The following is a 25566-nucleotide window of genomic DNA, read 5'->3' on the forward strand; positions in this document are numbered from 1 at the left end:
TATGTTTAAAATTATGAAAACTCAAATTTTTGTTGTTGTCGCAGTATTGTTGTTGTTCTTAGGGATGATAGTTACAACTGGTAGCGACGAACAAATAGGATTAGGGGGAGCTGACGTTCAAACTGGCGTATTGTTTACCTACAATCGTGAAAAAGTTCAGTCGTTTCTAAACAACTATCCTTACTTGAAGGATAAATTACCTAGTTTTGAACGAGTAGCAAAAAAATACAACATTGATATTGTGTTAATGATTGCTATTATTTTGCAAGAAACAGGAGGAAACAGCCCTGCTTTAATCGAACACAACAATCCTTCTGGGCAAATGATTGGAAGTACCATATTACATTTCAACACGTTAGACGAAGGCCTAGATATGACAGGAAAGACTCTAAACAATCTCATTAATGAGAGAGGACTAAAGACAATTGAAAGTTTAGGAGCAACGTATGCACCTGTTGGAGCGACAAACGATCCAACAGGCCTAAACAATCAATGGATACCTAGTGTGAAGAAATTCGTAGAGCTATTGGGAGGAACGCCAGTTTTAACACCTGGTGGCGGGCCTGCTGGTCAAATCAATAATGAAGTTATTTCAAGAGCCTTAGGCACACGTGTTGAAAATGGCCAGTGTTATGGATGGACCGCTATGTATGTACGTTCTCTTGGAGGTCCTGAATTAATGGGGAGCGGGAAAATGAATGCTTCAGATATTGGAAGTGACTATCCTTGGGAACAATACGGTTTTCAAGTAATATTTGCACCAAGTTTTAATCAATTAAAAGCTGGGGACGTTATTAATTGGCGACAAGGTGGAATTGCTTTAAGCGTCTATGGCCACACTGGTGTGATTACCAGTGTTGGAAAAGACGGACAGTTTCAAACCGTGGAACAGAATGCAGAACAAGGGGAAATTGTAGCACAATACAATCGGTCAATGGATTCGGGAATCATTCAGTCGGTTGTCAGAAAGGTAGTAAAAAAGTAGCACAGGTCATTATGCCATTTAAGGCGGCCTGTGCTTTCTTATTAGAAGGGAGTCATTTACATGCGTAAATATGTAATACCAGTAATAGGTCTTATTTTACTGGCTTTTTTAATTATATCTAATTTTTGGGTATCTATGAGTGAAAAGAAAGTACAGGATAACAAACCTACAGCTGAAACAACTAGTTCATTTGTAAAACCTGAAATCAGTACCAAAGAATCAGAAAAAACTGAAACTAGCGAATCTAAAGAAGTAGAAAAAGAACCTACTGTGGTTCAGGATGAAACATACGCAGTTGTTAGTCAACAAATTCAAGAATTTGTCACGTCTTATTACACATACGAAACATATGGAGACAACTACGAGAAATACTCGAAATATCTTTCAAATGATTTAAAAGAGGAAATCAAGCAAACCTTAGAAACGGAGAAGAAACACACAAACATTGTGGCTTTGGGGAACTCAAAATATCAATCAGGGAATATTTACATTGAAAAGAAAAATGATCAAAGAGCAGAAGGAATTGTACGTGCATCAGTAAAAGTACAACAAGTTGATACAACAAACAACCAATCAAAAACAATGGAAACCCAAAACAATTTACTTATTCGTTTAGATAAAATGGAAAATAAATCTTGGGAAATTACTAAGATACAGCCATTACGAATTACTGAAAATTATTATTAAAATCACGAATTTTAAATAAAAAAATAACATTTCAGAGTGTTTCAATTATCGTTTCACTCTGTTTTAAATTCATATAAACCTTGTCCAAAAAGGATTTTAAATATGTTTCAGTGAAACGATAGTGAAACAACAATAACGAAAGGAGTCGATTAAATGAGCGAAACACTTTCAGTTTCTGAAATTGTAAAAAACACCGGATTAAGCCGGAGTAAAGTTTATCGTTACATTAAGCAAAATAATTTGGAAGGGGTAGAAGAGAAAAACGGAAAAAAATATCACATAGAAGACGTAAACAAGATGTTAAACGAGTTAACAAAAGACGAAAATAGTACGATTTCTTCTGAACAAAAACGTGATAATAAGATAAAAAAGCAGAATGAAACGCAAGAAATAAAAGCGTTGATCCCTTCAAGTATGAAAGAAACAAACACCCAAGATCATGAGGTGCAACAATTAATGGAAACTATTGCAGACTTAAAAGAGCAGCTTTCTCATTCAAGAGAAAGGGAGCAAGATTTACGCCAACTTTTAAATCAAGAACAGCAGCTGCACAACAAAACCCAGCAATCGATGAGGGAAGTACTTGAAAGTTTTGAAAATAAAAACTTATCTATAGAAACCAATCAGCAAGAACCTTTCATTGATCCAGAAATGTTTGAAGATGTAGAAACAGGCTCAAAATCGCCCTGGTGGCAATTTTGGAAAAAATAACAACTTTCTAGTGAAGATAGAAAACAGAGCTGAGAAGTCGTTTTTCACGTGTTTCACGCGAAAAACAAGAGGTGAAACACATACTAATTGGGGTACTAGTTCACATACTACTGATAGTACGCTAGGGGCCCGTTTTCGGCTTTATTTATCAACAATTCTAATGTTGTGCTGCTCGAGACTTCACTCCCTCGACGTAAACTTACGATGGAGTGAAGTCTCGAGCAGCACAACAAAGAATAAGTAAGATAAATAAAGCCGAAAACTAAATAGAGAAAATAACAAAAATAGGAAATATAAATAATAATGGGGATGGGATGGGATGGTGGTGGTGGGGATAAAGGATCAACCCCCTAGCCCCCAATCATGGGGGAATACTAAACTAACACCCTCCGCCCTCTTTCAATAACATTTGAAAGAGGGAACATCAACCCTTCCGCCTGCGTCCCAATGTACTTGGGACTGTCGGTTAAATGCATAAGACAGTGTGTTATTTATAAAAATGATTTTTGGAATGGAGTGAGAGCGTGAAAGAAACAGACAAAACGTATCAGTTACTAAAATTGCTAGACAGATACGGAATTATGACACGTGTTCAGATATTACAACGACTGTCAATTGCTGAGAACAATTTGCGTATTGCTTTGAAAAAATTAGAAGACCTGGGGTTTATTAAAACGTTCAAAGGGTTATCAAAATACGCGCATTACATTACAACAAAAGGTAGTGAATACATCGGTTACTTGAATTTTGGTTATGTACAGGGAGATAAACAACCTAACTTAGCTACTTTACGGCACAACTTGATGATGAATGATGCTATTTCGGAAAGTATTGCTTTGCTACGCAAAGACTTTCCGACCAATGAGCTTACTTTAACAACAGAACGTGAGATTTTAGCTGAAAAGTATTTAACATTGAATCAGCAATACACAGGGAAATGGTTACGACGTGAGAAAGCAGTGGTACGAAACAAGATTCCTGATTTTTACATTTCCATAGAAGTAGACGGACAAATTCGTAGGATATCTTACGAATTAGAGTTGACAAGGAAATCAAAAAAAGCTTTAGAAACGAAACTGAAATGGTATGTTGATCAAAAGCGACAAGGACTGATTACACAAGTTTGCTACATATACGATGACTCGGCCATAGCCGACCATGTAGCAACTAATGCACGACGTTTGAATTTAAACATACAATTTTATGAAATAGGGAGGAAACGATTGTAATGAAAAACACAGAAGAAACTGATTTTTTTGGTTTTGATAAAGAATCTTCAAAAACACAAAATGAAATGTGGGGAGTTGCCCTCTTTGCGCTGATTGCAGCTGTTTTAGTTTTTTTCTTTTTACCTGCAGTCGTTATCTCAGTAGTGATAACGTACTTATTAAAAAGAAAGTTACCAAAAAGGATAGAATTCTTAATTTTTATTTCTTTCAGTATATTTTTGATAATAGGCTTTTCAAATTACGGATACTTACCATTGTTGCAATTTGCAAGTATTTGGAATGTTGTATCAGAACCAATTGTTTCGACAATGTCAAAACTTGTTCAAAATGGACAGCCTTTTGAAATTACAACGATTAGTTATTTGATGTTGTTTTTAACCATTGGGACCTTAACAGGTTTGTTTTTATTACTTTATAGACGTTTAAGTAAAACATGGTTAGTAAATGAAAAAGAAGACAAGAAAAAAGCAGAGATTGATAGTGACAAGTTCAAAAAATTCTTTGAAAATCGTTCAGTGAAATTGGAAAAAGAACAGACTAAATATAGAAACTCTAGCGACACAGCAGTGTTTTTAGGATTAAACCTGTTTCAAAAGAAAGTGCTATTAGATTATAAAGATTTTTTTACTCACTGTTTAATTCAAGGTACTACAGGGAGCGGGAAGTCTACCCTCATGTATTCCATATTAGAAGGTGCTTTGCGAAACGGATTAGGAAGTGTGTACATTGACGGAAAAGGTGATCCTAAAACAGAAAAAGAAATACAGTCCGTTGTAGAAGCCTATGGAAAAAAACTAGTTGTTTTTTCTGATAGGTCCAACATGCACTACAATCCAGTAAGATACGGAAAAGCTACAGCCATTAAAGACCGGTTAATGGCTGTCATGGATTGGAGTGAATCCTTTTATGAAAAAGAAAGTGAAAATATGCTTCAAATGATTATTAACTTTTTACAAGATTATATTGAAGTAGAAAAAACACGTGAAAATCGGCCAGCACAAGGAGATCCGTTACGAATGGATTTAGAAACAATACACAGATTTTTAGATTTAAATGAAATCGGTAACTACTTGTTCCTGGAACAAGCAGAATCCTTTATAAAAGAATGTTCTAGTTTAACAGAAAAAGAAGCGACAGGGCAGTCACTAACGAAAAAAGATTTACCTAGTGTTGCATCGAATAATTCATTGCATGAGAAGTATATTCGCTATTTCTTCAAGAAAAGCGAGCTAACTTATGGTGATTTGGATGAAATTGCAGAAATGAAAGGAGAAGCGATTAAATTAATTCGAGGACTTCGTACTCAAATTGAGCTACTCATTTATTCTGACTTAGGAGATAAATTTATTGAATTAGAAAATCCTCAAATGAATTTGGATATTCTTCAGGAACTAAAAGACGGAAATGTTATCTTACTTTCGTTCAATTCTAATGACTATTCAAGCTTTATCAAAGGAATAGGTCGTTTCGTTATTTCAGATATTGCCCATTGTGTAACGAAATTGTATGGCAGTAATGACGAATTCAAAGGGGCTATAGGTTTCTTTGATGAGTTTGGAAGTTACGCAAGTGAAAAGATTATAGATATCCTTTCAAAAGCGCGTAGTGCGCTTTTTGGGGCAGTTTTGGGCATACAATCCCACTCTGATTTAATCACACTAACAATGGACTTACGAGCAAGAGTTATTGATAACGTAAATATTTTTCTGTTAGGAAGAACCAATTATGCAGAAAACGCTGAATTGTCTTCAAAAACAGCAGGTACGTATGAAGATATTGACAAGACAATTATGACAGAAAATAAAGGTGGAATGTTTAATCGATGGGAAACGAAAGGAGAACGTGGAACAGTAAGAAATGTTCACAAATTCTGGTTTGATCCAGACGAGGTAAAAGACATGCCAAACTGGACGTTTTTATTAGTCGATAAAACAAAGAATAGTTTAGAACCCATCAAAGAAAAGGTTTTTGCACGTAATCCTTTAGCTGGGTTATAAGAGTAAAAAAGTCAGTGCTTTTCTTCTTTCAGAAGAACACCAATAGATTGGTTGAGTTCGCATATGCTCACCTAAGAGAGGAAAAGAACGAAGTCAAGCTTCGTTCTTTTTTCTACGTCGGAGAACCGACGTAGTGATTCAGACGCAAAAGCCATGCGTCTGAATCAGGCCCGTTTTTAGGAAGGGCTAGCGTGTTTGATTTATCAGTTCTCACAGCCGTGTAATTTCTAAGATTCCCTAATCGTCTATCAGTCACTCGGCGAGTATAACCTAAAACATAACCTGTCGGGGGGCAAGGGCAAGTGGCATCGGCAAGCCGACCCTTGCCCCCCGACAGAACATGTTTTCTAGTCGGTTATGCCGAACGACCGATATACGAAAAGGGAATCTAACCAGAATTTCCCCTCTGATCTTTGAAAACTGAAAAGCGAAATCAAACAAACAGACCTTCGTCTAAAAACGAGCCTAATCAAGACCTTAGGGGTTGCACCCCTAACACCCGGCGCCTCACTCTCTCAACCGAAAAGATTGGTTGGAAAGGCGTTGACACAAAAATAGTTATTTATTGGTTGTTTGAAAATAAAAAAATGAAAGAAGGAAAGCAAAATGCTAACAACAAAAGAAAAAAACAGATTTAAAAAAATGGTAGAAGGAAACAAAACGTTTCATTATTCTTATGTCGATAGACTTAGACAAGATGTAAGATATTACGTTAATCAATGTGAATCAGCTGTTAAAGCTAGAGAAAGCATGGAAATCTTAGAATTTATCTACAGTCTATTTTCTGATAAAGAGTTACCTGAATGGTACACAAAATCCGACCTTGAAAATGATAAAAAATCAATTGAAAAATTGGAACGCTGGGCAGCTTAGCTGCTCAGCAACAACCAGAAAGGGCGATTAACATGAAATTTATCAAAGACGTAACGACATTAGAAGAATTGAAACGCGTATATAAAAAGCTAGCTTTAAAATACCATCCAGACATGGGCGGTACTGATAAAGAAATGGCGCAAATAAATAACGAGTATGAAGCCTTATTCAACCAACTTAAAAATACACACAAAAATAAAGAAGGTGTGTACTACCAAAAAGAAACGACAGAAACACCGCAAGAATGGCAAGCAATCATACACAAGTTGTTAACGCTAAAAATGGAAAATGTTTCAATTGAAGTGATAGGTGCATTCTTATGGGTATCAGGGAACACAAAGCCTTATAAAGAAGAGTTAAAAGCTTTAAATATGAAATGGAGCAACAACAAAAAGTCCTGGTATTTAGCCCCTGAAGGATATAAAAAACGTAGTAAGAAAAAATACGATATGACCGATATTCGCAATATGTATGGTTCGCAGGTAGTGAAAGAAGAGCAAGCCAAACAAAAGGTATTAACAGCGTAACTAGGAATTGAATTATATTAGGAAAAAACTAGGTTCTACGTCCAAAGAGGTAAAACCTCTTTGGACGACAAAATAAAAAAATATGAAAAGAGGAATTTATCATGATGAACATTACATTAACTGGAAGATTAGCAAAGGAAGCAGCAATTAAAACGATCCAAACACAACAAGGCGAGTTGAAGGTTGTTAAAACGACATTAGCAGTAAAACGAAGCCGTTATAACAAAACAAAAGAAGAACTTGAAACAACATTTATCAACATTGAAGCATGGGGGAAACGTGCCGAACTATTAGCGAAACATACAACCAAAGGCTCATTAATTCAGGTTTCAGGTGATTTAGTAAATAACAATTACACAGATAAAGAAGGAGTAAAACGCTATGAAATGAGCTTTCTGGTTGATAATATTGAGCTGTTAGAATCAAAAAAAGCGACGGAAGAACGTGCGACAAGTCATATTATGAATGAACAAAATCAACAAATGCCACGAAATGAACCGTTTCACGGTGTAGAAAATACAGAACCGCCTGCTTATCATTAAAATTTATCTGAAGGAGGGAGAAAATGAAAAAGTTAATCGGTAAAAAGTGGCTGCTGCTTACAGCAGTAGCCACTTTTTTATTATCAGGATGCGCAAGTCTTGAACAAAAAGCACAAGATATTTCAAATGATGTTACTGGTAATTTTACTCAAACCATTTCAAACGATCAACGTATACCAGCTGAGTTTGTCCGTCATGTTGATGGCGATACCACGGTTTTGAGGATTGATGGAAAAGAACAAAAGGTTCGCTTTTTATTAATTGACACACCGGAGACGGTAAAACCAAACACAAAAGTTCAGCCCTATGGCTTAGAAGCTAGCAAACGCACAAAAGAGCTTTTGTCTACTGCTTCAGAAATTACTTTTGAATATGATAAGGGAGATAAAACAGACCGCTACGGCCGAGCGTTGGGCTACATATTTGTAGATGGAACATTACTACAAAAAACGCTTGTGAGTGAAGGTTTAGCACGTGTGGCTTATGTAAAAGAGCCAAATACTAAGTACTTAGAAGAATTAGAGAAAGCGCAAGAACAAGCTAAAAGTCAATTGATAGGAATTTGGAGCATTCCAGGATATGTGACAGAAAGGGGCTTTCAGCCATGAAAGATAGGATCTTAAAATCTACAGTACCAGGAGTAGGTGAAGTATGGAAGGTGAATGTGGAGAATGATGTGGAAGTAATTGTTGACCCAAAAGGTTTTTTAACTAAAGAACTGAAAGAAAGAGGATACAAATTTAAATGTACTTCACTTCCTTTGTTAGAGAAAGATTTTTCACCAATAACGAGAACAGACCACAATAGGAACACGTTACTACCCAGCATATACCATGGAGAAATTAATAATTAGCCGTTATGAATTATTGAAAGGTTTTAGTGAGAAATTATAACACAAAATGTTGTTAATAACAACATTTTGTGTTATAATTATATACATAAAGGAGGGATGAAGTTGGCTACTACAAAAAAGAAACCTATACATGTAAATGTTGATGAAAATTTAAAAGAAGAAGCAGAACAATTATTTGATGATTTAGGGTTAAATATGACAAGTGCAATTACTATTTTCTTAAAACAGTCTATTAATGAGCAAGCAATTCCTTTTATGATTAATAAGGGAAACAAAGAGACTCTACAAGCATTAAAAGACATTAAAGAAGGAAACGTTCATGGTGGATTTTCTTCCGTGGAGGATTTAATGGAGGATTTAAATGCTTGAAATATTTTACACGAACCAATTCAAAAAAGACTTTAAGAAAGCAAAGAAACAAGGAAAGAATTTAGAGAAGTTAAAAGAAGTATTAGTACTTTTACAAGAACAGCAAACATTGCCGCCAAAGTATAAAGACCACGCACTAACAGGAAATTATATAGGTACAAGAGAGTGCCATATTGAACCAGATTGGTTACTGATTTATAAAATTGACGGTGATAAATTGATCCTAACTTTAGCTCGAATAGGCTCACATAGTGAATTATTTCGATGAATCGGAAAGATATTACAAATCAATAAAAAACACTACTAAACGACCAGACGAATAGTAGTGTTTTTTTGATTATTCGATTGTACTAAGTAATTTTAACACAATAAAAAATAGTCATGCAAGACCAGGGCGCAACGATCTATACAGACGTGCGCCTTTTTTAGTTCGGGAAAAGGGAATGAATCCGTTGTTCCGCGGCGGTGCGGTAGCCCTTGCTCCAAAACCAACGGATTAACTGCTGCACTCAACACGAGTCAATTAAACGTTCTCTACCCATTCGTTCCGATTGGGGAACGTTTCCTTTTCCTACTCGTTCCTCGCTTAACGGAAAAGTCCATTGACACGAGTTGTTCCTTGTGGGATCACAAGGAAGCGTTCCGCAGTGATTAACATTTCTAGTAGGTATTTCATACCTACTAGAAAACAAAGTCAAGGGCGTTCCGGTCAAAAATCCCTTTTCTGATGTCAGAACAGTGTCACGCGACCTTTTTCGTTTTCAGGCCGTTCATTTTGCAGTGTGTAACGTGCTGCTCACTGTTTGCTACAGTACCACAGCCAATCGAAAAAACAAGGGTATATAAACGAGCAAGCTCGCCCTTGTTTTTTCTTTATGTCTATGGTCCTTCCACGGCACAGCGAGCGACACGAACACACTGGCGAAAATGAACAACCTAAACAAAAACGAAAAAGGGGGTAGACTACACCGTTTGACGAAAAGGAATTTTTGACCGTCCAGCTTCACTTCCTCAAACGCCTAACAAAAATGGTTGTTCAAAACCCAAAAACCTGAATGGAGGTGGTTAAAATGAATGACCCACAATTAAAACTTGACCTAGAAAAGGCACAATTGGAATACCAAAAATTAAGCCAAGCAATCAATGAAAATGATACTGTCACGCTGTTATTAAATTATGGTTGTTTAAAAAATGCCAATGACCGTTTAAACCAACTATCATTTTTGTTGAACCACATTGAATGGAAGGACGTGTAGGAATGGCAGAAAAAAAGAAAAAATATTGTGTGACAATTATTGAAACGTTAGAAGTCGCTGTATATGTTTACGCTGAAAGCGAAGAACAAGCACATGAATTGGTTTCTAACATGTACTACGACCAAGAAATAATCTTAACAGAAGAGAATCACGAAACAACGGAATTTATCACTTAAAACAACGAAAGAGGTGAAAAAGATATTTCAGAGGTATTGAATTATATCCACGAAAAAAGCACAAAAAAAAAAAATCTTTTGCCACTAACAAAAGATTTCTAAAACGTTATGCATGTTTATAATGTAAAACAAGTATAACGTATCTCATGACCTTTGACAAGTGAATTTTCCCAAACCTCTTAATTTTTAAGAGGTTGGGCTAACAAAAGAAACGAGGGAACGTTATGGACTTTCAAAATATACAAACCGTAAAAGAATTGATACACGCACTTAAACAATACAATCAAAATCTAGCAACCACTATTTTTGACGACACACAAGGCTATATAAGTGTAGCATTCAAAAAGGACAAGATAGAAAAGAACGGAAACGACTTTCAATTTTTATGTTTCTATCCTAATTATGAAGTAGCCCTTTATCCAGTCGTGACATTACTTTCTTATCTTGAAAAGCTACCAGAAAAAGCAACCGTTGCGATTAAAGACCCCGACGGTAACTACTCGTCCCTTTATCTAACCATTGATGAAACGATAGATAAAGGGACGAAATACAAGTGGCTAGTAATTAGCGACAGACTTTCTTATGAACGCTTTTACTTAACTAGTCAATTGACTATACAAGAGCAAGCACTGGAAAAGATGTTAAAAGAACTAGAAACCGAACCTAACAATAGACTAGAAGCCATTCACGACTGGCTATGCCAACAAACCGATAAAGACCTTTTGGCTGGTATTTTAAAGGAAAATAGAACATTGAAAGGGGCGGAAGCTTACTGCACTCAAAAGGCCTATGAAATACGTAATGGCAACGGGGCAATGGCTAGTCACATTACTGTTTTTAACTGGGTTAGAGAATATTATACGCTTGACGAACTGCCAACGGATAAGCCAAAAATACAAGCGACAATAAAAAGCGATTATATCAATCAAAAAATACAGCGACCAACACCAGTAGAAACCAAGAATAATAACGAAATAGATTTGTTTGAGGGGGAAGATTTTTAATGAATACTAATGACTATGTAGAGAATAAATTACAACCGCCAAGAGCGTTCTTTGAATGGTGCTACTCTTCTTTTCGGACATATGTATGGAAAAATAAAAATGAAACCATTGTTTCTTCAACAAGAAAACACGATTGGATAATTGAGAAAAAATTGAGAAAGAACTCTCGATTGACCTTTTATGATTCAAGCAGTTGTTTTCAGATTATACTAAGTACAAGTAAGCGAATTGAAGTACAGACCTACAAAGTTATTTCAGAGTATGAAAATGGAGTGCAATGTTTTCGTGAACAGCTAGAATGTATTGAAATATTTTCAAATAATCAACATATCAAGATTGGAAAGATATGTTTACCTGTATATTATGGTTACAATATGGGCATAGCCTTATATCCTAATGAATGGAAAAAGCGTTTAGAACGTGTGTCAGAGTTGAAATATCTAAATTTAGAGCGATTAAACGTTGACAATTTAGCTACCACGTACAAATATAGAACCTTGATAGAATTTGCTCAGAAAATAAATGCTCATAAATTAGCATATGATGTTATGAGTGGTGCAGTAGACATGCGAATACTTACAAAGAACTGTTTAAGGAAGTACAAAACATTTTTAAAGAATACAGACAATAGTTTAAAAGAGATACAGCTGAAACAAACATTTGAAAGCTTAAACATACCAATGGTAAAAGGGATTGAAAAATACGTATTAAAGAGCGACATATCCGATTTTCCAAATGAGATTGGCGCTGTTAAGTTTCAGAATTGGTTAGTAAAGCAAGGAAAGTCATTTAAGTATTATCAAGACTACCTCAATATGTTAACGCTCCTAAAAATAGAAATAAACAAACGTAATCAGTTACCGCCAGATTTAGAAGTCGCACACGATTGTGCAGTGGATAGAATTAATCAGGTGAACTATGAAGAAAGGGATAAAGAAATAAAAGAACGTTTGGAACAATTAAGGAAGTATGAACGAGATATTGATGGGTACACATTTGTGTTACCTAAACGAGCAAACGACATAAAAAAAGAAGGAAAAGCACTAAACCATTGCGTAGCAAGCTATATAAGCAGACACGCAAAGGGAGAAACAACGATTATCTTCGTAAGAGAGAAGAAGAACCCTCAAAAATCTTATTTCACATTAGAGTACAACTACAATAGGGTTGTTCAGTTACAAGGAAAGAAGAATCGACAAAAGGTACCAGATGAATTGAAACAAGCGGTAGACAAATGGGTCAAGGTCATTAAAGATTAAACGTTAGGAATGCTAAGAAAAGACCGTTCTTAGCATTCCTAACCGAAATCTAGGACAAAATCCATTGTTCCGCGGCGGTGCAGTCGCCCTTGCTCCAAAACCAATGGATTTTCTGCTGCACTCAACACGAGTCAATTAAACGTTCTATTCCCATTCGTGCCGATTGGGGAACGTTTCTCTTTTCCTACTCGTTCCTCGCTTAACGGAAAAGGACATTGACACGAGTTGTTCCTTGTGAGACCACAAGGAAGCGTTCCGCAGATTTAAGTTTTTTCTGAAGCAGTTTCACTGCTACAGAAAAAAGGCGTTGGTTCTATGCCATTTTTCTGTCACTCGGCCCCTTCTTGCGGTTATCATTTCTTCAGTGAGCCGGCCTTGTGTACTTGCGAATCATACAACAGCCAGTCGAAAACACAAGGGTAAAATGCACGAGCAAGCTCGCCCTTGTGTTTTCTTTGTGTCTGATGTCTGTTCTCTGCGCACCCAAAACCTCAAACTCACTGAAGAAATGGATCATAACAGCAAACAAAGAAAGGAGAGGACCACAGAAAAATACCGAACCAACGAAGTTCAAAAGAAGCACCCCTTCCTAAATCTTCAAAAAAAATGAGTTTTGAAAAAAATAAAAAACAGAAAGAAGCGAGTAAAAATGACTAGACTTGAACAAGCACAAGGGAAATTGCAACGACTAAAAAGAGAAAGCGAAGAAACACACCGCTTAATTAGAGCGGAACATGACCGTATCCCTTTTGGACAGCCTAACATTATTGGCCGTGGGGACATTTATAAGAAAGTAAATGGCTATCATGATCGTGCAATTAAATTACTGAAGGAACAAGAAAAACAAGAAAAAAGAGTGGAAATGCTGGAAAAGGTAGAAGACTTTAAGGAAAAAAACGAGCTAATTAAAGACGTTCATGTGGTCGGTAAATCAAGTTATGCGACGGTTGGCGCAAAAACAAGCGTCAATAACATTGACTACTTTAAAAATGAACTAAAAGAGCTTGAAAAAGCCAACGAGAAAGCAAAGGCTTATAACAAGACGAAGCCTGCCATTAAGGCGAGAACCTACGGTGCAGCAATCACGAAACTAAAAAATAAAATTGCGACCCTGGAACAAATGAAAGAAGCGGATGAAAATAAGGTGATGAGTGAGAAAACAAAAGAACTGATAGAAAGCGGTGCAGTAACACAATGGAAGAAAAAGCCGATATTCTATTTCGTTAAAGGGTTGCGAAAAGTAGCACTAGAAATTGACGAAAATGGAGATTTCTTCATTTCTAACTATTATCCGGCTTGTACAGATGCAGATAAGGAATTTATCAATAAGTTATTAGATCCTGCAGCTGAAAGCACAAAAAAAGAAACCTTTTGCTGAAGACAAAAGATTTCTAGGACGTTAACTATTTATAGTCATGAATAAGTATAGCGTACCTTAGAAAAATATTCAATGGGTTCCTGCCATAACAATGGAGTTATGGCAAGGATTCATTGCAACTCATAGAATAGAACAATTATCTAACAGTAACGAATTAAAAAAAAATATTGCTTTTGGAGGAATACAAATGAGAAGATTAAGTAATACGACAATGGCCAACGAAACTCTAAAAAAAGAAGCATGGTATAGAATGCTGCTTACCGACCTATCAAGTTCTGTCATTGATGAGTTCATGGAAACAGGGAAATGCCATTACACCAGCAATTACTTTCAAGGTGAAAATATTTTAGTCACCGAAGAAATAGAGGCAATCATAAAGACGGCCGAAAAGAAGTATGGCTTCCTGGTGTACTATGTAACTGAAAATAAAACAGCGGATGGCCAGAGATTTTTATCATTATTCTACGTTGGACGCGATACTAGTGATTGGCTTTACTGTCACAGGGATTTAGAATCTTATAGGCAATATGTGTATGTAGTTAATACGACGAATCCTGCATTTTCAGAATTTGGAATGATTCAATTTGATCCAATACTAGGCAGTCTTTTACGAACTGCATAGATAAAAAAATATATTTTATCTATGCAGTTGGGCTTTTTGGCCCAGCTGAAGCCTAACGTAAGGAATTATAAGAAAGGCGGAAAGCGAACATGGAAATACGTGAATTAACCATAATAGAAGATCCTTGCTTTTACCAATATACGACGATAAAAGAACTTGAATCGTTCAATACGTCTGAATTAACGATTGCTCTTAGTGTGCTTAGAAAAGAGCAGCGTCGCTTGAAAGAAAAAGTGTATCATTCTGGATCTGGCGATCAAGTGGATAAAAAAAACGTTAAATTAATCAACAAGTACAGAGCCAATCTTGAAAAGCTGCTATTTATTAAACAAGGGTATATTCCGGATGCAATCACGCAAAACATGATTGATACATTGATCAAAAACAATAAAAAATCCATACAGAAGATTAAAAAAAGTTGAGTTTAGCAAGGCAATAGAAACAACATTTAATAGAAGAGAGGATGTAAAGCATGGCTGAAAAAATTGATTTGAATAAGTTATATCATGAAAGTAAAAAGGAAAGAACCGAAAAACAAACGAAAATGGAACGAGCGTTAGAAGGAGTCGTGTGTGGTTTTCCAAGAAATACAGCAGATGATCCAATTTTAAAGATTACTATGAGCCAGGAGCATACGAATGGATGAAAAAAGAAAAGATAAAATTCAACGGTTGTTAGCACTAGCAAACGATGCGAACGATGAAGAATCAATGTCTGCATTAGCAAAGGCCCAGGAATTAATGTTGGCCTATGGTATTGATGAAGAAGAAGTGTTTCATTATCAGCAACACCAAAGACAAGAGACAGTTATCGATAAAGTGATCTACAAAGGAAAACCGCATAAATGGGTATACAGATTAGCTGGAATTATTGCAAAGAATTTTCGTGTGAAGAATTACTATCAAAGTTCTTCGGATATAGAATTACATTATGTCGGATTATCAACAGATGTAGAAATTGCAGAAATTACATTTTTGTATGCAAAAGGTAGTGTTGCCTTTTGTTCAAAAGAGTTTATGAAACAACCGGAAATCAAGCGAAAATATAAACGAAAATGGCAATTAAAACAAGACTATATCGAAGGGTATTTGACGGCTCTTAGTTCAGTATTTGAAGCCCAGGTACTTACGAATGGTTACGAACTTGCATTGCAACTGCCTGTTGCAGTCCATGAAGAAGTCTCAAAGCTAGGCTTGGTTAAAGGAAAAGACACCTCACACCAGGTTGAAAACTTAGATGCTTTTCATTCTGGTTACCAGGAAGGCTTGCAATTTAAGAGTAAAGAGTTAATCAACTAATGAATTTATAAATGGAGGAAATAATATGCCTGATTTAGATTCCTACTTAGAAAGATTTGAAAAATATCAGAAGGAGCAAGAAGAATTAAATGAAATTTTTGATCCGGACGATAGTAGGTGCAGAGTTTGTGGATGTACTCAATTTAATGCATGTCCAGGGGGCTGTTATTGGATTGAAGAAGACTTGTGTAGTCAATGTGTCGAATAATAATAAAATAGCCAGTTAAACAGATTTGACAATGATTTTCCTGAATTCTTAAAATATGATACAGTAAAATCTGAAATTAAGAAGAACTCTCTATGTAATATGTATTTTAAGTGGTTGGATGAGAGGTATGTGCTGATACAGGAGTCTAATTTTAAAGAAAGAATGTTTGCGAATGAATTGCTTATGTTTATGTTTGAAAATGTTTCTCCAATTTCATTTTTTAGATTAACTGAATTTTCTTCTTGGCTATATAAAAACTACTACTCTGAGGAAAATTTGAAGAGTTCCATTTTAGAATTTGCAAGAAAACCAGTTAAGTTTATAGGAATTGGCCGAGTCTACAGTATTATTAGTAGTGAAGGCGAAGCGAATGATGAGAATAAATTTGAAGAAAGATTTAAACAAGAGACAGAGTGGACCTACCGATTCATTTCGAATTCAAATCAAAAAATATATAATCCATTAAAAGATAAGAACACTGTTCAGAGGATTACGAACTTGATCAACAAATTATTATCAGACAATTCAAATATACTCAATGAAAAAGAGAAGAGTAAGCTACAAGGAGTTAACGTTGAACTAAAATACTATGAAGAACAAATTTTTGGATAACTATAAAGATATATTTATTAGGTTATTTAAATACTTATTTTAAATAAAGAGATAACGCTTCGAATAAGACACAACCAAGTTGTGTTTTAATCACGAAAAACCAAAGGGGTCAGAAACTTAAAAGTTTTTGACCTATTTGTTTTTTCGTGCTATACTTGGAATTATCAAGGGTCAAAAAATTATGTTCAGAAAAGGTGAGGAAATTTTGTCCATTTATGGTTATTCAAGAGTGAGTACTAGTAATCAAGATTACAAAACCCAGATTCAAAAACTAGAACAAGCTGGAGCAGAAAAAATCTTCAGTGAAAAATATACGGGAACAAAAAAAGAAGGAAGAAAAGAATTAGAAGAACTACTTTCTATTGTAAAAACTGGAGATAAAGTTTTAGTGACGAAAATTGATCGGCTGGCTAGAAGTATTGTTGATTTAAATTCGATTATCTCTTCTTTAAACAATTCAGGAGTGACTATCACCTTCTTAGATAATGCCCTAACCTTTGAGCCAAATAAAAGTGATTCGATGCAAACATTAATGATGAACATGTTAGGGAGTTTCGCACAATTTGAGAGAGACCTAATTGTCACGAGAACACAAGAAGGAAAACAGTGGCATCGAGCAAACAATAAAAACTATCGAGAAGGACGTCCGAAAAGAGTTCTGAATGATAAATATAAACATGCACTCGAGTTAATGGAAACAAACAGCATGCGAGAAGTGGAAAGGAAAACAGGTATTTCTGTATCTACTCTCAAGCGAATCAAGAAACAAGCAGAGGAAGAGCAGTTACTTAGTGATAAATAATTCAGGAGTAGTTATTATGGAAAATAGAGAGAAAATTATTCAGCTGCTGAAGAAGTTATTCGGGTAAATCCTAAAAATAAGTAAGAATTTAAATAAATGGTTATAAGTTATAGTTATAGACAGGAGAAATTTAAGTGATTGCGGACAGTTAGCCAAGAGATAATTAAGACTATATAACCGATTGAAATGTAGTAGTAGCCAAAAAGAATACAAGTTGTTTCAAGGAAATTATGTATTAATCGATGAAAAAACAAACGAAGTAGCTCAAAACGATTGAAAAAGTAAAGGAAATCTTTAGTTGTGTTCTTTCGATGATTTAAAAAAGGATATTAGGAGTCCATTACGTATGAACGTTGGTAGAGTTCAACTTGTCGTATATGGTATAATAAGCAAGTAGAAAGTTTATGGCGGTTGGCTAAACCCAAAAGAAATGGGGGATGCCTATGTTGATTTTTGGCTTTACTCCTGGAAAGGAATAAATGTGTCTGTATTTGAAGCATTAATGTTTGCGATGACTTTCGCAACATTGATTCTAAAAATCAGTGATAAAAACAACAAAAAATAGACCGTCATAATCTTTGGCCAGACTGACAGGTCTATTTTGACTTTTAATTCTTGCCACCGCTTTAAACGGTCTACAGGGGGACGTATTTCGAGTACGTCCTCTTTTCAATACTATTATAACAGTGGCTACTAAAAAAAGCTAGTAAAGTAGATATTAGGATTCAACAAGAAAACGAAGAAGAGGGATAAAAACCATGTTATCAGAAACAAAAGTAGACGACAAAGATATTCTGAAGAAAATAGATACGACAGAAAGTGCAAAATATTTCTCTGAATTATTAGAACAAAATTCAACATTCTTTTTGAATGGAGAGTGGGGAATGGGGAAAACTGAGTTCTTAAAAGGAGTAGAGAGCTATTCAAAAAAAAAATTTATAAATTTAAATTTATGGGCAATTAAAGATGATCGAACTGCTATAAATATTGCTTTTACAATATTACACCCATTTATATATAATGGGTGTAAATTATTATTTGTCGGATGTGTCATACTATCAATATTAGTTACACCAGCTGTTAAAGAAAATCTCTGGAATTTTTTGCCGGGATTTTTAAACAGTAAAATAATAATTGGATTATGTACCTTGGTGACTTTGGGTGTATCAGTATGGCAGTTTTTTAAGTATAAATCAGATTCTCTATATTATAAGTTTTTAAACAGTAACAAAACGAAATTTCTTTTGAAAAAAAAAGTTTTAGTGATAGATGATTTTGATAGAATTTCTACGGAAAATCAAGAAGGAGCATATAAATTATTTAACTGTTTGAATGGTAAATTACCAATTATTTTTGTAGGCGACTATTCATTAATCACAAAAATGGAATCTAAATATCTACAAAAAATCATTAATCATAAAATTGAATTGCCAGTTAGCTTGTATCCTATGAATATATGGGAGAATTACTTTGAAGATCTTAATGAACTTCTATCTACTAATGTATCTCAACATTTAATAAATTTATTTATTGAAGAGAATAGGAATTTAAGAGAAAGAAGAATGTTTCATTATTATGTTGAGCAAGAATTGGTACGAAAAAATAAAAAATATTATGTACAAATAGATCAACAATTAGCAATCATATATTTGTATTTATTTTATCCACTGAAATATATGGAATTACTAAAAGGAATGGACTTGAATGAATGTATAGCTGATGAGGACCTCAAAACCATAAAAGAAATTTTAAGTGAGACAGAGGGGTATCCAAAAGCATTTATAAAAAATAAACAAGGATATTATCTTTATGAAGTAGTAAAAAAACTAACAGAGAATGATGCCACATTAATTTTAAATAGCCCAGACCTTAAAAAAGAAATGGTGGAAAGTGGCAATTTGAATGATGACTTTTACTATTTTGTATCGACCAAATACAACAGAATGGAAACAAAACAAAAAGAGAATCTATTAGATAAGGCATTGGAAAACATTTATGATGACAAAGATTCATCGTTGATATATTTTATTGTAGGTGCTGAGAACAACATAAGATTTAAATATGCAGGAATGAAAGATAGTGAGATTCGTGATGAGTGGTTTGCTATTTTAAACAAATATAATTTTGACTTTAGTCAAAAAATATATTTTTTAGAATATTATTTATCTATTAATTTTTATAAACTCGGACGAATGTATAATAGCTTAGATTTGAATTCCGAAGACTTTACAGATGGCAAAAAGAAAGGATATTATTTTTTAGCTTTTCTTTCAATGAAAAACGAGTGGTACAATTACGACTGGGATGAAAGTTATTGGGAAGCGTTGGAATTAATATATTCAAAAAATTATGTTGAATACTTAATGATTTTAAATAATGTACTCCTAATTGATGTCGATTTTACAACTAAAGAAATTATTGTTTATAATGAAATATACAATGATTTACGAGAAACAAATTTAGAAAATGTAGACAAAGCTTTAGAGAAAATTAAACCTACTATTAATAAACTAAAATTTAAAGGTTATAGCATCCAAATCAAAGAGAAAAGGGTAGTTAATCTTACTCTTACGTAATAGGGAAAGTTTGGTATATATCAGCATAATGTATTTAAGAATTAAACAAAAGTATTGGAAGAAAGAGGCCTCATGCAACTATATAGCGAATAAGGCTTCTTTCTTCATTTGTAAGGAGTCTTGATTTATAACAGTACTACTGATATATAAGTGATATTGACTAGTAAAGACTATGTGAATGGTATCTAATAAATGAAAATCTGTTTAAAATGTTTAGGAAACTTATGGTGAGATGGAAAGGATTTTCACTTCTTTTAAATAATAAACAGGCAGAAAATGCAGATATCTTTATGCGAACAATCTTCGAATTACAGATATGCTTAGAATTTATTTTATTGGAAACTAACCCTAATATAATAAGTAATCGAGTAGCATCGTATAGCTATAATGCCATATTACAACAATTAAAAGCAGTGTGTTCTGGAGAAGAATACAAAAAAAAAGAAAGAGGAACTTTTATCAATACCAATGTAATGTGATAAAAATTGAGGATAAAGATAGAATTAAAAGCTTAAGAAGTGATTTACTTGATATTATTTTAAATTGAGGTTAAGTTAAATTTCTAGTTTTTATGTGTTAGATTTAAAATATATAAGAACTAGAAATTTAAACTACTTCTTAAAATAGAAGAAATTTACACTGAAGAATTACTAACGGATAAAGGTAAGGATCAAAACAGTAAATATATTAACGAATACATTGAAGTGTCGTAACCTATTATTAATAGTAATAAAGGTTACGACTTTCTTGACTTAAATTTTGTGATCAATAAGAGGATGTCCATATCCAGCCTCTTGTTTTACTTCAGTAGTTAAAGCAAAAGATGTCCCGATAACACCTAGAGCAACTAAAAGCAATGAACCTAGTGCTAATTTTTTCATAAGAAAACTACCTCCTTTCTTTTTCATTATATTTATATTAACATGCAATTGCATATATGTTAATATAAGATGAGAAAAAGGAGGTTTAAACATGAAAAAAAATATTCTAGAAGAATATAGAGCTACTAAAAACAAAGGAGAAGATTTCTTACATTGGTTATTGCTTAGGAAATTGAATACCTTTGGAAAAGTAGTTATCGCGATTATATTATGGCTTTTGTGGTTAAAATACGCATTCAATCTAGTATTCATGGTGAACTTTCTAAAAGTAATAGTATTAATTACAATTATTTACTGGTTGGTTGATATCTACTTGAGCGTTAAAAACAAACTAAAAAAATAATGACTGTAGATTTCTGAGCTACTTTAAATTTAAAATAATTCGGAAAACTGAAATTTTGTTGTTGCAAAACAGAACGTTAGTTCGTATAATGTAACTCGAAAGGACGGTTTTTTGCATGAAATTTGATTATTCCAAAGAACCTCGGCGAGATGTTTTATGTATCGATGTAAAATCCTTTTACGCGAGCGTAGAATGTGTAGAACGTGGCTTAGATCCCCTCAAAACAATGCTTATAGTAATGAGTGGTACGGATAATGCAGGCGGATTAGTGCTTGCTGCTTCGCCAATGGCAAAAAAAGTCCTGGGAATTTCTAATGTGACTCGTAAAGATGAAGTGCCTGATCACCCAAAATTGCTTATTGTTCCACCAAGAATGAATTTATATATGAAGAGAAATAGTGAAATTAATAATCTGCTCAAACGGTTTGTGGCAGATGAAGACCATTCTGTTTTTAGTGTAGATGAAAGCTTCATTGATATAACTGCTTCTCTGAAGTATTTTAATTGTGATACTGCTTATCGATTGGCCAAAATTATTCAACGTGTCATTTATAACCATATGGGGCTATACGTCACGATTGGCATTGGAGATAACCCATTGTTAGCAAAGCTGGCCCTAGATAACGAAGCAAAAAATACACCAGGTTTTGTTGCAGAATGGCGATACGAAAACGTAGAAGAAAAAGTTTGGGCGATCTCCCCTATCACTGAATTTTGCGGGATTGGCAAGCGTATGGCAGCTCGTTTAAAGATGTCAGGAATTGAGTCGATTTATGATTTAGCACATGCAGATCCGTACATTTTAAAACAACGTTTTGGTGTCATGGGTTTCCAGCTGTACGCTCATTCTTGGGGTATTGATCGAAGTTTTTTAGGAGAAAAAAGACAAGTTGCTAAAGAAAAGTCTTTTGGAAATAGTCAGGTATTACCTAGAGATTACGCAAGAAGAGATCAAATTGAATTAGTGCTGAAGGAACTTTCAGACCAGGTAGCAACCAGGTTGAGAAATTCAAACTGTCAAACTGAGTGTGTTTCAATTTTTGTTGGTTATTCTAAAGGACAAGTTGATGGACTGGGCAGGTCTGGTTGGCGAAAACAGCTTAAAATCGCTCGTAGCAACAACACAAAAGTGTTAACCGAGCATGTTTTAAAGCTTTTTCGAGAAAACTATGTTCCTGGAATAGACATTCGTAATTTAGGCGTTTCCTTTGGAAAGCTGGTTTGGGATACTACCCTTCAGTTAGATCTTTTTTCTGTTCCTGAAGAACAAATTGTAGATAATCAGTTGGATTATTTGATTGATAAAATACGTCAAAAATTTGGCTTTAAAGCATTGATACATGCTTCTTCTCTTTTAGATGGAGCAACAGCTGTGAATCGTTCGGGCTTAGTTGGTGGTCATGCAGGTGGTAACGTCGGTCTTGGAGGTTAACAAATGAAGAAAACTAAAAAAGAATTTACACCTTATAATGATTATATAGATCGCCCATTTCAGTTGAAATGGCCAACTGCATTTCCTCTAGGTGAATTGCAAGCAGCAATCAAAGAAACGGATGAATTTAATGCACGAGAGGTTGAAAGACTGCCACAGCAATCTCAAGTACAAATAGAATACTTATTAGATCGCTCAATTAAACAAAATAAAGTGCTAGAAATTCAATTAAATTCGTTAGACGAATATGGTCGTGTAAAACCTCATGTTTTCGGAGTTTTTCGTGGCATGGATGAATTTGATGTTGTTTTAATTGGAGATTTTCAAATTGATTTTTATGACATACGCTATATTAAAATTCATAACTTTTTGAAGTGGTCTGCAGTAGATACATTGGAAAATCCTTTCGCAGACGTCGTACTTCCAGAATTATCAGATGAAGAATAAGAATCAATCGATGCTTTTATGAAAGATTATTACGATGATGGAGAATTTTATGAAGAAATTTAACTACCAGGGTGCAGTGATTAAAGACAACAATAAAATAAGTGGCGTTGCATACGTTCAGTGTACGTGTGGGTGTCTTGCGAGCAGAGTGTCAAGTGATTCAGGTAAGTACAAATGCTCGTTATGTAAACGAGTATACGTACTAAAAAGAGAGCTAAAAGTTGCGCTATAATTATTTTATGTTTGCTAAATATTGATATATCAGCATTTATAAAAAAATCAGAAAAAAATATATTCGGATTTATTAACAGATAAAAACCAATAAATTGTTAGTATTGTTCGTCTTTTAATCATGTTTCAAAATGCTTACTTTCTCACATACGATGAAAACCCATGATTTCATGTATCAAAATCCTGTTTTAACATTTTTGACACATGCCAAAAATAAATAGAGCTTTTTGATATGGTTTCTATTGTTCGTTTTTATTTACAAAGCGCAACTTTTCGTACCATTGATCCCGTACCCCCTATACTAGATTATAGAGAACAATCTGTCCGTATTTCTAATATAGGAGCCTTGTTGAAAAACTTTGCAACAGAGCTAGTAGTTGATTATATACAAACATTTGCATATAATATAAAAAAAGAAATGGAGGAATAAGATGAAAAAATCAAAATATTTGGGGTTAATTATGAGTTTTGCTTTGATTTGGCCATTCATGTTTAGTAATAATGTTCAAGCAGCAAATCAATATGGATACCCCGAGGCCCTTTATAATGGTTCTATGAGCAGATGGGAAGCTGACTTAAGCCAAAGTTCATTGTACGAAGGTACTCAGGATATGCAGTTTTATAATTACCCATATTGGTCACAAGATCCATCTGCCAAAAATATGATATATAATACAATATCATTCATACCTGGAGTTGGTAATTATAATTCAGTTGCTATTCAATATCCATCTGATAACGGATCGTGGCGTTCAGTATACTTACTTTATGTTGGGCCTGTCAAAGTTGAATATTTAGAGGTAGATACAAATAATGTTTTATCACCCGTGAATTATGTAGCGGGCGAAGGTGGAGCAACATACAATATTCAAAGTCAACAAATATCAGGGTATCAACTTGACCATGTTGAAGGAAGCGAATCAGGAACTTTCAACTTTTTGGGAGCTAACTATGGTTCAGCAGGCAATCCAAATCTATCTGGTTCAGTGAGATACTTTTACAAAAAAATTGCTGTAGGTGCAGACGTAACGGTTAAATATGTAGATGAATCTGGAAATGAAGTAAGTGCGACGGAGACATTATCAGGTAATATTGGCGAAGCATACACAAGTACTCAAAAAATGATCTCTGGCTATACTTTTAAAGAAATTCAGGGCTTGGCAACAGGAACATTTACAGACGAACCTCAAACAGTCACTTATGTTTATACAAAAGATGTTGTAGAAGGTGCAGATGTAACGGTTAAATATGTAGATGAATCTGGAAATGAAGTAAGTGCGACGGAGACATTATCAGGTAATATTGGCGAAGCATACACAAGTACTCAAAAAATGATCTCTGGCTATACTTTTAAAGAAATTCAGGGCTCGGCAACAGGAACATTTACAGACGAACCTCAAACAGTCACTTATGTTTATACAAAAGATGTTGTAGAAGGTGCAGATGTAACGGTTAAATATGTAGATGAATCTGGAAATGAAGTAAGTGCGACGGAGACATTATCAGGTAATATTGGCGAAGCATACACAAGTACTCAAAAAATAATCTCTGGCTATACTTTTAAAGAAATTCAGGGCTCGGCAACAGGAACATTTACAGACGAACCTCAAACAGTCACTTATGTTTATACAAAAGATGTTGTAGAAGGTGCAGATGTAACGGTTAAATATGTAGATGAATCTGGAAATGAAGTAAGTGCGACGGAGACATTATCAGGTAATATTGGCGAAGCATACACAAGTACTCAAAAAATGATCTCTGGCTATACTTTTAAAGAAATTCAGGGCTTGGCAACAGGAACATTTACAGACGAACCTCAAACAGTCACTTATGTTTATACAAAAGATGTTGTAGAAGGTGCAGATGTAACGGTTAAATATGTAGATGAATCTGGAAATGAAGTAAGTGCGACGGAGACATTATCAGGTAATATTGGCGAAGCATACACAAGTACTCAAAAAATGATCTCTGGCTATACTTTTAAAGAAATTCAGGGCTCGGCAACAGGAACATTTACAGACGAACCTCAAACAGTCACTTATGTTTATGAACGGACAGACGATAAATACAAAAAAATCAGTATCCATAATCCAACAACTCCTAATAACTTCAACCACCCAGCTAAATCTGAAAATCTAACTACACAAAAGAGCAGTTTACCAAAAACAGGAGAACAAAAAGCAGTGTGGTTGACGTCAATAGGTGTATTATTGAGTGTTAGCACCGGTGGTTACCTTTATTTTAGGAAAAAAGTAAATCGTTAGAATA

32 protein-coding genes and 1 pseudogene are annotated in these 25566 nt (G+C 34.5%); 32 read left to right on the top strand and 1 reads right to left on the bottom strand.

Annotation, left to right across the window (positions count from 1 at the left end):
- Nucleotide 1: 1 nt before the first annotated feature.
- The 26 genes from IGJ03_RS12745 to IGJ03_RS12870 all read left to right on the top strand — a co-directional run bounded on the left by IGJ03_RS12745 (nt 2) and on the right by IGJ03_RS12870 (nt 20443).
- Nucleotides 2-985, top strand: a complete 984-nt coding sequence (locus tag IGJ03_RS12745; protein ID WP_240213991.1) for a CHAP domain-containing protein — start codon at nt 2-4, stop codon at nt 983-985.
- Between the two features lie 60 nt (nt 986-1045).
- Nucleotides 1046-1672 carry a hypothetical protein gene (locus IGJ03_RS12750; RefSeq protein WP_438711201.1) on the top strand — a complete coding sequence of 209 codons (627 nt, stop codon included), beginning with the start codon at nt 1046-1048 and terminating at the stop codon, nt 1670-1672.
- 153 nt (nt 1673-1825) lie between these two features.
- A complete protein-coding gene (locus IGJ03_RS12755) occupies nt 1826-2383 on the top strand; it encodes a helix-turn-helix domain-containing protein (RefSeq protein ID WP_033600476.1) in 558 nt (185 codons plus the stop codon).
- A gap of 524 nt (nt 2384-2907) precedes the next feature.
- Nucleotides 2908-3612 (top strand): hypothetical protein, encoded by a 705-nt coding sequence (locus tag IGJ03_RS12760; RefSeq protein WP_349807570.1) that lies wholly within the window; start codon nt 2908-2910, stop codon nt 3610-3612.
- Nucleotides 3612-5609 (top strand): helicase HerA domain-containing protein, encoded by a 1998-nt coding sequence (locus IGJ03_RS12765; protein ID WP_438711203.1) that lies wholly within the window; start codon nt 3612-3614, stop codon nt 5607-5609. Before IGJ03_RS12760 ends, IGJ03_RS12765 begins: the two co-directional genes overlap by 1 nt.
- 606 nt (nt 5610-6215) lie before the next feature.
- A complete protein-coding gene (locus IGJ03_RS12770) occupies nt 6216-6482 on the top strand; it encodes a hypothetical protein (RefSeq protein ID WP_202565443.1) in 267 nt (88 codons plus the stop codon).
- Between the two features lie 32 nt (nt 6483-6514).
- Nucleotides 6515-7009: a J domain-containing protein gene (locus IGJ03_RS12775; protein WP_438711205.1), complete on the top strand. Its 495-nt coding sequence runs from the start codon at nt 6515-6517 to the stop codon at nt 7007-7009.
- A 101-nt stretch (nt 7010-7110) separates the two neighbouring features.
- Nucleotides 7111-7551 carry a single-stranded DNA-binding protein gene (locus tag IGJ03_RS12780; protein ID WP_425141859.1) on the top strand — a complete coding sequence of 147 codons (441 nt, stop codon included), beginning with the start codon at nt 7111-7113 and terminating at the stop codon, nt 7549-7551.
- 23 nt (nt 7552-7574) lie between these two features.
- Nucleotides 7575-8159, top strand: coding sequence for a thermonuclease family protein (locus IGJ03_RS12785; protein ID WP_425141858.1), 585 nt, complete (start codon nt 7575-7577; stop codon nt 8157-8159).
- Nucleotides 8156-8404, top strand: coding sequence for a hypothetical protein (locus IGJ03_RS12790; protein WP_002369773.1), 249 nt, complete (start codon nt 8156-8158; stop codon nt 8402-8404). The genes IGJ03_RS12785 and IGJ03_RS12790 overlap by 4 nt, the downstream gene beginning before the upstream one ends.
- Before the next feature lie 102 nt (nt 8405-8506).
- Nucleotides 8507-8773: a type II toxin-antitoxin system RelB/DinJ family antitoxin gene (locus tag IGJ03_RS12795; protein ID WP_002369771.1), complete on the top strand. Its 267-nt coding sequence runs from the start codon at nt 8507-8509 to the stop codon at nt 8771-8773.
- A complete protein-coding gene (locus IGJ03_RS12800) occupies nt 8766-9041 on the top strand; it encodes a type II toxin-antitoxin system YafQ family toxin (RefSeq protein ID WP_002360769.1) in 276 nt (91 codons plus the stop codon). Before IGJ03_RS12795 ends, IGJ03_RS12800 begins: the two co-directional genes overlap by 8 nt.
- Before the next feature lie 802 nt (nt 9042-9843).
- A complete protein-coding gene (locus tag IGJ03_RS12805) occupies nt 9844-10029 on the top strand; it encodes a hypothetical protein (RefSeq protein ID WP_425141857.1) in 186 nt (61 codons plus the stop codon).
- Complete coding sequence (locus tag IGJ03_RS12810; protein WP_002393004.1) at nt 10014-10205, top strand: DpnD/PcfM family protein; 192 nt, start codon at nt 10014-10016, stop codon at nt 10203-10205. Before IGJ03_RS12805 ends, IGJ03_RS12810 begins: the two co-directional genes overlap by 16 nt.
- 224 nt (nt 10206-10429) lie before the next feature.
- A complete protein-coding gene (locus IGJ03_RS12815) occupies nt 10430-11209 on the top strand; it encodes a Cas9 inhibitor AcrIIA9 family protein (RefSeq protein WP_033788623.1) in 780 nt (259 codons plus the stop codon).
- Nucleotides 11209-12468 (top strand): PcfJ domain-containing protein, encoded by a 1260-nt coding sequence (locus IGJ03_RS12820; protein ID WP_033788782.1) that lies wholly within the window; start codon nt 11209-11211, stop codon nt 12466-12468. The genes IGJ03_RS12815 and IGJ03_RS12820 overlap by 1 nt, the downstream gene beginning before the upstream one ends.
- Before the next feature lie 649 nt (nt 12469-13117).
- Nucleotides 13118-13846, top strand: a complete 729-nt coding sequence (locus IGJ03_RS12825; protein WP_033624755.1) for a hypothetical protein — start codon at nt 13118-13120, stop codon at nt 13844-13846.
- 187 nt (nt 13847-14033) lie between these two features.
- On the top strand, nt 14034-14468 hold the full coding sequence (locus tag IGJ03_RS12830; protein ID WP_425141856.1) for a hypothetical protein: 435 nt from the start codon (nt 14034-14036) through the stop codon (nt 14466-14468).
- A gap of 89 nt (nt 14469-14557) precedes the next feature.
- Nucleotides 14558-14890: a hypothetical protein gene (locus tag IGJ03_RS12835; protein WP_425141855.1), complete on the top strand. Its 333-nt coding sequence runs from the start codon at nt 14558-14560 to the stop codon at nt 14888-14890.
- A 50-nt stretch (nt 14891-14940) separates the two neighbouring features.
- Nucleotides 14941-15114: a hypothetical protein gene (locus IGJ03_RS12840; RefSeq protein ID WP_425141854.1), complete on the top strand. Its 174-nt coding sequence runs from the start codon at nt 14941-14943 to the stop codon at nt 15112-15114.
- The gene (locus tag IGJ03_RS12845) at nt 15107-15766 is read left to right on the top strand and encodes a DUF2786 domain-containing protein (protein WP_438711207.1); all 660 of its coding nucleotides are present in this window, start codon (nt 15107-15109) and stop codon (nt 15764-15766) included. The genes IGJ03_RS12840 and IGJ03_RS12845 overlap by 8 nt, the downstream gene beginning before the upstream one ends.
- A gap of 25 nt (nt 15767-15791) precedes the next feature.
- Complete coding sequence (locus tag IGJ03_RS12850) at nt 15792-15974, top strand: hypothetical protein (RefSeq protein ID WP_033782423.1); 183 nt, start codon at nt 15792-15794, stop codon at nt 15972-15974.
- A gap of 129 nt (nt 15975-16103) precedes the next feature.
- The gene (locus IGJ03_RS12855) at nt 16104-16586 is read left to right on the top strand and encodes a hypothetical protein (protein WP_438711209.1); all 483 of its coding nucleotides are present in this window, start codon (nt 16104-16106) and stop codon (nt 16584-16586) included.
- A 181-nt stretch (nt 16587-16767) separates the two neighbouring features.
- Complete coding sequence (locus IGJ03_RS12860) at nt 16768-17388, top strand: recombinase family protein (RefSeq protein ID WP_438711229.1); 621 nt, start codon at nt 16768-16770, stop codon at nt 17386-17388.
- Between the two features lie 758 nt (nt 17389-18146).
- Nucleotides 18147-19964: a P-loop NTPase fold protein gene (locus IGJ03_RS12865; RefSeq protein ID WP_438711211.1), complete on the top strand. Its 1818-nt coding sequence runs from the start codon at nt 18147-18149 to the stop codon at nt 19962-19964.
- A 209-nt stretch (nt 19965-20173) separates the two neighbouring features.
- Nucleotides 20174-20443 (top strand): hypothetical protein, encoded by a 270-nt coding sequence (locus tag IGJ03_RS12870; protein WP_438711213.1) that lies wholly within the window; start codon nt 20174-20176, stop codon nt 20441-20443.
- 273 nt (nt 20444-20716) lie between these two features.
- Here the strand turns inward: IGJ03_RS12870 and IGJ03_RS12875 are convergent, their stop codons facing one another.
- Complete coding sequence (locus tag IGJ03_RS12875; RefSeq protein ID WP_002409262.1) at nt 20717-20845, bottom strand: hypothetical protein; 129 nt, start codon at nt 20843-20845, stop codon at nt 20717-20719.
- A 91-nt stretch (nt 20846-20936) separates the two neighbouring features.
- Between IGJ03_RS12875 and IGJ03_RS12880 the strand changes: the two genes are divergently transcribed.
- The 6 genes and pseudogenes from IGJ03_RS12880 to IGJ03_RS12905 all read left to right on the top strand — a co-directional run bounded on the left by IGJ03_RS12880 (nt 20937) and on the right by IGJ03_RS12905 (nt 25562).
- Nucleotides 20937-21188 (top strand): hypothetical protein, encoded by a 252-nt coding sequence (locus IGJ03_RS12880; RefSeq protein WP_438711215.1) that lies wholly within the window; start codon nt 20937-20939, stop codon nt 21186-21188.
- Nucleotides 21189-21303: 115 nt separating this feature from the next.
- Entirely contained in the window at nt 21304-22620 is a 1317-nt protein-coding gene (locus tag IGJ03_RS12885; RefSeq protein ID WP_438711217.1) for a Y-family DNA polymerase, read from the top strand.
- Nucleotides 22621-22623: 3 nt separating this feature from the next.
- Nucleotides 22624-23130: pseudogene (locus tag IGJ03_RS12890) on the top strand (hypothetical protein).
- Nucleotides 23105-23299, top strand: a complete 195-nt coding sequence (locus IGJ03_RS12895; RefSeq protein WP_438711231.1) for an excinuclease ABC subunit C — start codon at nt 23105-23107, stop codon at nt 23297-23299. Before IGJ03_RS12890 ends, IGJ03_RS12895 begins: the two are co-directional and overlap by 26 nt.
- A 231-nt stretch (nt 23300-23530) precedes the next feature.
- A complete protein-coding gene (locus IGJ03_RS12900) occupies nt 23531-23728 on the top strand; it encodes a hypothetical protein (RefSeq protein ID WP_438711219.1) in 198 nt (65 codons plus the stop codon).
- 1 nt (nt 23729) lies between these two features.
- The gene (locus IGJ03_RS12905) at nt 23730-25562 is read left to right on the top strand and encodes a MucBP domain-containing protein (RefSeq protein ID WP_438711221.1); all 1833 of its coding nucleotides are present in this window, start codon (nt 23730-23732) and stop codon (nt 25560-25562) included.
- Nucleotides 25563-25566 lie beyond the last annotated feature (4 nt).

Origin of the sequence: Enterococcus sp. DIV1315a (genome assembly GCF_051712325.1) — a bacterium.
Classification (GTDB): domain Bacteria; phylum Bacillota; class Bacilli; order Lactobacillales; family Enterococcaceae; genus Enterococcus; species Enterococcus faecalis.